This window comes from Fluviicola sp., from assembly GCF_030151805.1.
Lineage (GTDB): Bacteria > Bacteroidota > Bacteroidia > Flavobacteriales_D > Crocinitomicaceae > Fluviicola.
This window is the reverse complement of record NZ_JASLCN010000170.1, coordinates 1-9,119: the sequence shown is the minus strand read 5'-3', so window position 1 is coordinate 9,119 and position 9,119 is coordinate 1. Positions and strand designations below refer to the sequence as shown.

Below are 9,119 nucleotides of genomic sequence, written 5' to 3'. Positions count from 1 at the left end.
TCTTTTGCAACAGGATAATCTTTTGAAGTCAAAGCACTCACTCCTGCATTGAATGCTTCCTGGTATTTTTGATTCTTATCCTTGTCAGCATTCGCCTGAGCAATCTTCTTTTCAACCTCAAGCAATTTCGCCTTTGCAACAGATGAAGCAGGATCAAGAGCCTGCGCTTCTTCATAATTTTTCTTCGCTGTTTCAAAGTTGGAAGCTGTCATCGCTGCATCACCATCCAGAATTGCCTGATCGAATTTTGCTTTTTGTTCCGCTTTTTTGCTGTCAGCTAAAATCTTTGCATCAATCGCATCTATTTTTGCCTGAACAGCCGGATCCGGAATTAACGCAATGGATTCCTGGTATTTTGCTTTCGCATCTGTATATTTCGATGCTTTATCCAAAGCATCACCTTCTACAACCAATTGTTTTGCTTTTGCAATCTTGTCAGCATTCGCCTTTTCCTGTTCAAGGATTTTTTCAATTTCCTGGATCTTGGTTTTTGCTTCCGCGTTTTCAGCTTCCAATGTCAGCACTTGCTCAAACTTTGTTTTCGCCGCCGGATATTGTTTAGCTCCGATAGCCGTATTTCCTTCTGCAAGTAATTTGGTGATTTGCTCTTTCAGCGCATTTGCCTTTGCAATTTCCGCCAGTTTCACATCCGCTTCTTTAATCTTTTCTTTCGGGTAAGTTGCGGCAGCTTCAAAAGTCAAAGCTTCCGTGTATTTTGCTTTTGCTTCTGTCCATTTTTCTTCAGACATCAAAGCGTCACCCGCAGCTACGGCATCATTGTATTTTTGTTTTTTCTCCTGTTCGGATTTCTGAGCATTTAATTTACCGTCCAAATCTGCCAGTTTTGCAGTGGAAACAGGATCACCCGGCTTCAATTTCAAAGCCTCTTTGTACTTGTCGCGGGCAGCCATCCAACTTTTCTGAGCGTAAAAACCATCAGCCGCTTTGATTGCAGCATTGTATTTCTCCGCATTTGCAGCTTCATTTTTTGCAGCTTCAATAGCCGCCTCGCATTTCATGATTTCATCCTTCGGATATTGCTCTTGCTTTTTTCCCAAAGCTTCGTTGTAACGTGCAATTGCTTCCGGGTATTTTTTCTGATCACGCAAACCATCCGCCGCAGTTATCAGGGCTTTATATTCGCCATCTAATTGAGAATTCGCAAGGTTTGCGGATTTAGCTGCTTTTAAGATTCCATCAATTTCAATGATCCGGTCATTCGGATGTTTTTCAGTTTCTTTTCCTTTGATTTTCGTAGCCGTCTCGTATTGTGCAAGCGCTTCTTCGTATTTTTTTGCAGTAAACAAGGCATCCGCCTGTTTGATAATCGCATTATAATTGGCTTCACCTTGTTTTTGTGACGCTTCCGCATCTTTCAGCAGTTTATCAACCTTGGTAATCATTTTATTAGCCAGCACCTGGTCAAAAACGATTTCATCGGAAGAAACTCCCGGATCGTAGTAAAATTCTGTTGCAGGATTGCCGGTAACGTAAGAATAATCCACTCCCGGGGCCTGATCAAACAACGACATGTTGATACTTCCCGACGGAAGTTTCGTTCCCTGAGTTAATTCGGGATCCACGTTTTTCAAATCGACATTGAAATAACGCGTAACCTTTCCTCCTTTCGAAACCTCAATCTTATACTTTTTCTTCGGATCAAGCTGAAGCATAATGGAACCGGCCGCGTCGCTCGTGAAAGTTTGGGTTACCGTACTTCCTTCAAATACCTTGACAACAACTCCCGGTTCTTTTTTACCGGTAGCTTTGTTTAATGTACGAACTTCAAACGGAACTTTGCCTTGTCCAAAAACCAAGTTGGTCAAGAAGAAAAAGGAAATTAAAATAAGGAGTTTCACTCTCATGTTTTTAGTTTATTCTAGTCGTAGTACAACTGAGATTAATTTTGGTTTAAATTAGTTCAATTTATTACAGACAAATATCGGTAAAAAAGTTCATTTTCATTGCTATGATTCAATTTAAACAACTCAGTTTTTGGGAAAAAGTAACACTATTGGAAAATATTGATTTCCTGATAGTTGGAAACGGAATAGTTGGATCAGCATGCGCTTTGGAACTGCGAAGACAGCATCCGGAGGCAAAAATTGTCATCCTGGAGCGAAGTTATCTTCCTCTTGGAGCCAGTACAAAAAATGCGGGATTTGCCTGTTTCGGGAGTGTCACAGAGCTTTTGGACGACCTTGAAAATTCAGATGAAACGACGGTTTGGAACACCGTAAAACTCCGGTACGAAGGCTTGCAACGCTTACTTCAGCGATACCCTGAATCAGATTTGAATTATCAGAATTGTGGTTCCTATGATCTCATTACCAACAAATCAGATTTAGATGTATACCACCCGAAACTGGATTATCTGAATCGGCAAATTGAGTCAATCACCGGTCTGAAAAATTGTTACTCCTACGAAGAAGATGTATATTCAAGCTTCGGATTCAAGGGATTTCATGGCGGGTATTTCAACCGGCTGGAAGGAGCAATTGATGCGGGGAAATTGCTTTTAGCAACCCAAAAAGATCTGGCAAAAAACGGAATTATGACCCTGTTCGGAATTGAAGTTAAAACCTTTCAAACGAACCAGAATGAAGTTCGTATAGAAACCAATTACGGAGAAGTACAAACACGGAAGCTCTGCATTACCGTTAACGGATTTGCAAAGAAACTCCTTCCTCATTTAGAAGTTGAACCCGCAAGAGCGCAGGTATTGGTTACTTCCGAAATTCCAAATCTTCAAGCAAAAGGAACATTTCACCTGGATAAAGGATATTATTACTTCCGAAATGTCGGGAACCGCATATTATTTGGTGGCGGACGAAACCTGGATTTCAAGGTCGAAAACACGTTTGATCTGAATCAAACAGCACTCATTCAAAACAGACTTGAAGAGCTCCTTTCGGAAAATATTCTTCCGGGAAAACCATTTTCCATTGATTACCGCTGGTCGGGAACCATGGGAGTTGGCCCAAAAAAAGCCCCGATTATTGAAAAGATTGATTCCCATTGCGCTGTCGGAGTAAGACTAGGCGGAATGGGCGTTGCGATCGGCTCATTGGTCGGTGAACAACTCGCTTCACTCATTTCAAAAGCCGAATGACTTTTCAATCTTCAGAAAACTTACCCTTTCCTTCATACAAGGCTTCCTGTTTCTAAGAATTCTTGTATTTTCGGGACAAATTGAACTCTTATGAACGCAGCACATTCGCACTTGATTATTAACCATTTTCCGATTATCGGTCTCATTTTAGGAATTATCGTCCTGTTAATCGGTATTTTAGCAAAATCATCCGTAACCCGGAGAGTCGGATTACTTCTTTTTATTATTGCCGGTATTACAGCTCAAATCTCAGACGCAACAGGCGAAGGTGCAGAACATTTGGTAGAACAGGCTACCGAACAGGAAACAATCTCACTGGATTGTCCGGATGCGATTCAAGCAACTTTAGAAAACACAGAAGAAACAAAAACATTGATTCATATTCACGAAGAACACGCAGAAGAAATGATGCCGTTAATGTGGGGAATCTTTGCTCTTTCCCTGATTGCTTTGTTTTTGGAATTCAGAAAAAAATCCATGGCACTACCCGCTTCGATTATTGTTTTGATTATCGGAGTAATTGCCACTTATTTTGCCAAGGAGGTAGGAAATTCGGGCGGTGAAATTTCGCATCCGGAAATTCGGAAAGACTTCAAGTTCAACGAAAATACCTCGCACGACGAAGACTAAACAAAAGTGAAAATGCAGAATTGAAAAGTTTTGCCTGACTTTTCTTTGCATATTTTCAAGTATCCATTTTAAATCAAAGTGTCATGTTAGAGAATTTCAAAGCTCATTATATCCCGGATGCAAATTGTGTTCCCGCTTCAGATGAAATCATTCAACAATACAAAGACAAAATTCCGGAATCATTACTTGAAATCTGGAAAACAAGTGGTTTCGGAAAATACAACGACGGGTTAATCGAGTTCGTCAATCCGGCTGATTTTGAATACAACCTGTGGACCTGGCTCGGAAGAGAAGTTCCCAATTACGTTCCTTTTGCAATCAGCGGATTCGGAGAATTATTTTATTACCGAAGACTATCGGAGGTAGACGAAGATGTATGCATCATCGACATTCAATACCGAAAAATCGAAACGTTGATCTGGAGCATGAGCGGTTTCCTGGAAGATCTGTTGCAAGACGAAGAAGACCGGAATATCTGGCTACGTGAAAGTTTATTTGTAACGGCTTTCAAACAAATGGGGAGACTTCAAAAACACGAGGTCTTTACGTTTACTCCTATTTTGGCTTTCGGAGGCGCTGAAGAAGTTGAGTTCCTTCACAAAGGAAACGCCCAGGTTTACCAGGATTTGGTATTTCAAATGACAAGTTAATTGAGAATTGAATGAATTACTCCTGTGCCAAATCTTTTGAACCGGCTGTTTGAGCTTCTTCTGCCTGCTGGTCTAATGGAGTGGTAGTTGTTTCAGGAATATGAGCCGGAGCGGAAGGATTTGCAATTCCGAAAGGTCTTGAAAACTCAGTAGGAGTCTGAATGATCTGATCCATTTTTACTGCTTCTTCCTGAATTGGTTTCTCGATAATTCCAACTGTTTCTCTCATCACATTTTGCAAATCAAAATCAGTTTTCACATCACCGGTAGATTTCTTGATTTCATTCTGAACATCCTGGGACGCCTGTTTAATCTGATGCATCGCCTTCCCCATTGAACGTGCAATACCTGGAATGCTTTTGGAACCGAAAAACATCAGGATAACGACTAAAATCAGAACTATCTCTGAACCTCCAACATCGCTGAGAAATAAAGGCAAAAATGTCATAATGACAACAAAAGTAATCGAATTAATTGAGCATTCCTAAAGTAATCTCTTATGAAACGTTAATTTTTTAATCGCATTTCGGAACCTTTTTTGGTTATATTTGCGCCGAAAATAAATTAAGAAGAGGCTATGGCAACCACGGCAGATATTCGAAACGGACTGTGTATCAGATTTAACGATAAAATCAGTCAAATTATTGAATTCCAACACGTAAAACCTGGAAAAGGTCCGGCTTTCGTGCGTACAAAAATGCGTATCATTGAAAGTGGGAAAGTGATTGATAATACTTTTTCGGCGGGACATAAAATTGACATCGTTCGCGTTGAAAACCGTGAGTATCAATATTTGTATCAGGAAGATGAAAATTTCATTTTCATGAATAACGAAACATTTGAACAAGTTCCAATTCCTGTAAAGATGGTTGAAAAACCTGCATTCTTACTGGAAGGAATGATTTGTAACATCTTGTATGATGCAAGCGAAGAAGTTCCTTTGGTAGTTGAATTACCGATGTATGTTATTTCTGAAGTAACTTACACAGAACCGGGAGTAAAAGGCGATACAGCTACAAACTCCATGAAGCCCGCAACGATTGCAACAGGTGCTGAAGTGAAAGTTCCGTTGTTCATCGACATGGGAGAAGTCATTAAAGTAGATACAAGAACCGGAGTTTACGTTGAACGCGTTAAAAACTAGTTCTAACGCTCATATTTTTAGAAAACCATTGGTCAAGCGGCTGGTGGTTTTTTCTTTTTAGCACATTTTAAAGGGTTGAAAAGTTCAAGTGTTCAAAGAGTTCGAATAGAATTTTGAGCTTGAACATTTCAACTATTGAACTTTCTCAATGGAAAAAATTATCCGCATACATTCAAAGGAAATCAATATTCAATGGATCAAGCATTCATTGATTACTGAAGCAAAACCTGTTCTCGTTTTTTTACATGAAGCGCTTGGAAGCATTGTTCAATGGAAAAGTTTTCCGCAAGATTTGTGTAACTCATTAAACTTACCCGGAATGGTCATCGAACGCAGCGGACATGGGAAATCTTCACCTCTTGCTGGTGTAAGAGACCGGAATTACCTGCACAACTATGCAGATGAAACCATTCAAGTGCTTCCAGAGATACTGAATCCGAATCAAAAGATCATTCTCGTCGGTCATAGCGACGGCGGAAGCATTGCCCTGCTTTTAGGAAGTAAGCGGTTGAAAAATCTTCAGGCCGTTGTTACGATGGCTGCTCATACTTTTGTAGAACCGGAAACCCTTGCAGGAATCCACCCAGCCATTGAAGCTTTCAAAAGTGGAAAACTCAACGGTTTGTGTAAAATACACGAAGACAAAACAGAAGCTTTATTTTACGCTTGGGCCAATACCTGGCTTTCACCTGAATTCAGATCGTGGGATATCCGGACCGAAATTCAGGATTTCAAACAGCCTGTTTTAGCAATTCAGGGGTTAAACGATCAATACGGAACGGAAGAACAGGTGAACTCAATTGTTGATGGTCACGCAAACCGGACAGGGAAAATGATTCTTGCCTGCGGACATCACCCGCATTTGGAGAAAACCAAAGAAATGGTGGATTTGATTTCGGGTTGGATTTCCGAACAGATCTACTAAAAAGTTCCGACGTAATTTCCCAATATTGGGACAGGAAATTGAAACAATGCTGATAATCTAAAATGACTGAGTCGAAAACGGGCGTAATTCCGCAATATTACGTCCAACAATTTATCCCTATCCGACTAGTTCAAACAGGTCTTTTACTTAAATAAAACCTGACTTTTTCCGTATATTTCCAAAAATCTCAACCCGGACGTAATATTGCGGAATTACATCCAAATTTTAAGTCCTGAAAATCCACTAGTTACATTCCCTGAAATGAAGCATTCTTCACGATAAAATTATCACTGCATTATTTTTTTACATATTTCCGCTCTAAACCATCGAAAACCAGTAACTTTGCCCCTCATTTTTAACGTAATTTTTGAATAGCTAATGAGTAATGCATTGGGGAACCATATTCTGGTAGAGTTTATGGGGTGCGATCCGCACATTATGAATGATGTATCTTCAATCGAGCGCGACATGGTAGACGCGGCTTTGAAAGCAGGTGCAACTGTGATTAATTCTACATTCCACCATTTTTCTCCATACGGAGTTTCTGGTGTAGTGGTAATTCAGGAAAGCCATTTGGCAATTCATACATGGCCGGAATACGGTTATGCCGCTGTAGACTTGTTTACATGTGGAGAAATGGATGCATGGATTTCTTTCGATTACCTGAAAGAATGTTTTGGTGCCAAGAATTATTCCGCTTTGGAAATGAAACGCGGAGCTGTTCAGTTGTTGACCAGAAATGATTTTGACATCAGCTCTATGCGTCAAAAGGCCGGAGAATGGACCAATCCTGAAATGTATACCCGCAATGTGTGGTTTACAGATAAGGACGACAACCAGGCTTTGTCACTTCGTTATACCGGAGAAGTATATTACGATGTGCAATCTCCGTTCCAGCGTGTACGTATTTTGGAATCTCCGAAATACGGTAAATTGTTGACATTGGACGATATGTTCATGACAACAGAGAAAGACGAATTCCATTACCATGAAATGATTTCACATCCCGCAATGTTTACGCACGGAAATGCGAAAAACATTTTAGTCATCGGTGGTGGTGACGGAGGAACTGTACGTGAATTTTTGCGCCATGACGGTGTTGAAAAAGTAACGATGGTAGAAATCGACGGTGAAGTAATCAAAGCGTGTAAAGAGCATTTGCCTTCTATCGCGGCTTCATTTGACCATCCGAAATTGAATTTGATCGTTGGCGACGGAATTGCATTTGCAAGAGAAGCAGCAAACGAAGAATTTGATTTGGTAATCGTTGACGGATCAGATCCTGTTGGTCCTGCAGAAGGACTTTTCTCCGTTGAATTCTACAGAAACTGTCACCGTATTTTGAAACCGGGAGGAATCCTGGTTGCTCAGGGTGAATCTCCGAAATTCAACGAGCAGGCATTTACAGAATTAAACATCACCCTTCAGCATATTTTCGGAAAAGAAAACGCGCCTGTTTCCTTGTTCTTTGTTCCAACATATCCTACGGGAATGTGGAGCTTCCAATACGGATTGAAAGGAAGCGCTCAACCGAAAGCTGTTTCAAACGACTCAGAAATCGAACAGTTTGTAAATGAGAAAGGATTGAAATATTACAACTCCGATATCCATAAAGCAAGTTTTGCATTACCCAACTTTGTGAAAACCCTGATTAATGGATAATTCAACGAAGTTTGACCCGAACGGAGTAGGAATTGCAAACGGGAACATTTTTGGTTTTCCGGTAGCCGAAGAGCATGCAGATATTGTGATTATTCCGGTTCCCTGGGATGCAACAGCTTCTTACGGAAAAGGAACGAGCGATGGGCCGAAAGCCATTCTGGATGCAAGTACACAATTGGACTTTTATCATCCGCTCTTGCCGGAAGCGTGGAATACACAAGTTTTCATGACGCCTATTTCGGATGAAATGAAGCAGATCAATGATCAAATGTGTATTGATACGGTTCAATACATTGGCTTTTTGGAAGAAGGTGGCGAATTGGACGAAAACAGTCCGTATCAGGAAGTATTGGATAAAGTAAATGCTACTTCGGATTTGTTACGGAACAATTTAAAAGAACGCGCTTCCAAATTACTGGCAAATAACAAGATTGTTGCTGTTTTGGGTGGCGAGCACAGTACTCCGCTAGGTTTAATGGAAGCTTTAAATGAAACCGGTCAGTCTTTTGGAATTCTTCAAATTGATGCACATGCTGATTTGAGAAAAGCCTACGAAGGATTCGAACAGTCTCACGCGAGCATCATGTACAATGTACTTCAATCGTGCCCCAATCTTCAGAAATTGGTTCAGGTTGGAATCCGTGACATCGCTCATTCGGAAGTGCAGCTTTCCGATTCGGATCCAAGAGTCAAAACGTTTTATGACTGGGATTTGAAGCGCGGACAGTTTGAAGGACAAACCTGGAAAGAACAGGTTTCAATGATTCTGAGCGAACTTCCGGAACGTGTGTATATCTCATTCGATATTGACGGTTTGAATCCCGCACTTTGCCCGAATACAGGAACTCCGGTTGTTGGCGGTTTCGATTTGGAACAAATCAACTATTTATTCTTCCAATTGGTTGAATCCGGAAGAAAGATCATCGGTTTTGATTTGAATGAAGTCTCTCCCGGTAAAGAAGGCGATTGGGATGCAAACGTTGGTGCCAGAGCTCT

General features: G+C 40.8%; 9 protein-coding genes. 7 read left to right on the top strand and 2 right to left on the bottom strand.

Annotated elements, in window-relative coordinates; genetic code table 11:
- The coding region (locus Q1V93_RS06550) for a hypothetical protein (protein WP_300662993.1) at positions 1 to 1,865 on the bottom strand (1,865 nt) is incomplete at its 3' end.
- Positions 1,866 to 1,969: 104 nt separating this feature from the next.
- Here Q1V93_RS06550 and Q1V93_RS06545 point away from each other — a divergent pair.
- From Q1V93_RS06545 to Q1V93_RS06535, 3 genes are all read left to right on the top strand, one after another.
- Positions 1,970 to 3,112: an FAD-binding oxidoreductase gene (locus Q1V93_RS06545; protein WP_300662991.1), complete on the top strand. Its 1,143-nt coding sequence runs from the start codon at positions 1,970 to 1,972 to the stop codon at positions 3,110 to 3,112.
- A 90-nt stretch (positions 3,113 to 3,202) separates the two neighbouring features.
- Positions 3,203 to 3,742, top strand: a complete 540-nt coding sequence (locus Q1V93_RS06540; RefSeq protein ID WP_300662989.1) for a hypothetical protein — start codon at positions 3,203 to 3,205, stop codon at positions 3,740 to 3,742.
- 83 nt (positions 3,743 to 3,825) lie between these two features.
- A complete protein-coding gene (locus Q1V93_RS06535; protein WP_300662988.1) occupies positions 3,826 to 4,392 on the top strand; it encodes a T6SS immunity protein Tdi1 domain-containing protein in 567 nt (188 codons plus the stop codon).
- Between the two features lie 16 nt (positions 4,393 to 4,408).
- On the opposite strand, the gene Q1V93_RS06530 is transcribed toward Q1V93_RS06535, so the two are convergent.
- On the bottom strand, positions 4,409 to 4,840 hold the full coding sequence (locus tag Q1V93_RS06530) for a twin-arginine translocase TatA/TatE family subunit (RefSeq protein ID WP_300662986.1): 432 nt from the start codon (positions 4,838 to 4,840) through the stop codon (positions 4,409 to 4,411).
- A gap of 129 nt (positions 4,841 to 4,969) precedes the next feature.
- Between Q1V93_RS06530 and efp the strand changes: the two genes are divergently transcribed.
- The 4 genes from efp to Q1V93_RS06510 form a co-directional block, all read left to right on the top strand.
- Positions 4,970 to 5,536, top strand: coding sequence for an elongation factor P (gene efp / locus Q1V93_RS06525; protein WP_300662984.1), 567 nt, complete (start codon positions 4,970 to 4,972; stop codon positions 5,534 to 5,536).
- A gap of 148 nt (positions 5,537 to 5,684) precedes the next feature.
- A complete protein-coding gene (locus tag Q1V93_RS06520; RefSeq protein ID WP_300662982.1) occupies positions 5,685 to 6,461 on the top strand; it encodes an alpha/beta hydrolase in 777 nt (258 codons plus the stop codon).
- A gap of 378 nt (positions 6,462 to 6,839) precedes the next feature.
- Positions 6,840 to 8,123, top strand: coding sequence for a polyamine aminopropyltransferase (speE, locus tag Q1V93_RS06515; RefSeq protein WP_300662980.1), 1,284 nt, complete (start codon positions 6,840 to 6,842; stop codon positions 8,121 to 8,123).
- Positions 8,116 to 9,119 (top strand): agmatinase family protein (locus Q1V93_RS06510; protein WP_300662978.1); only part of this gene is annotated, 1,004 nt, incomplete at its 3' end. The genes speE and Q1V93_RS06510, both read left to right, overlap by 8 nt.

What these genes read in the sequence shown, in the direction of transcription:
- speE (WP_300662980.1), top strand. Translation starts at nt 6,840, where the DNA reads ATGAGTAATGCATTGGGGAACCATATTCTGGTAGAGTTTATGGGGTGC.
- Q1V93_RS06520 (WP_300662982.1), top strand. Translation starts at nt 5,685, where the DNA reads ATGGAAAAAATTATCCGCATACATTCAAAGGAAATCAATATTCAATGG.
- Q1V93_RS06535 (WP_300662988.1), top strand. Translation starts at nt 3,826, where the DNA reads ATGTTAGAGAATTTCAAAGCTCATTATATCCCGGATGCAAATTGTGTT.
- Q1V93_RS06540 (WP_300662989.1), top strand. Translation starts at nt 3,203, where the DNA reads ATGAACGCAGCACATTCGCACTTGATTATTAACCATTTTCCGATTATC.
- Q1V93_RS06530 (WP_300662986.1), bottom strand. Translation starts at nt 4,840, where the DNA reads ATGACATTTTTGCCTTTATTTCTCAGCGATGTTGGAGGTTCAGAGATA.
- Q1V93_RS06545 (WP_300662991.1), top strand. Translation starts at nt 1,970, where the DNA reads ATGATTCAATTTAAACAACTCAGTTTTTGGGAAAAAGTAACACTATTG.
- efp (WP_300662984.1), top strand. Translation starts at nt 4,970, where the DNA reads ATGGCAACCACGGCAGATATTCGAAACGGACTGTGTATCAGATTTAAC.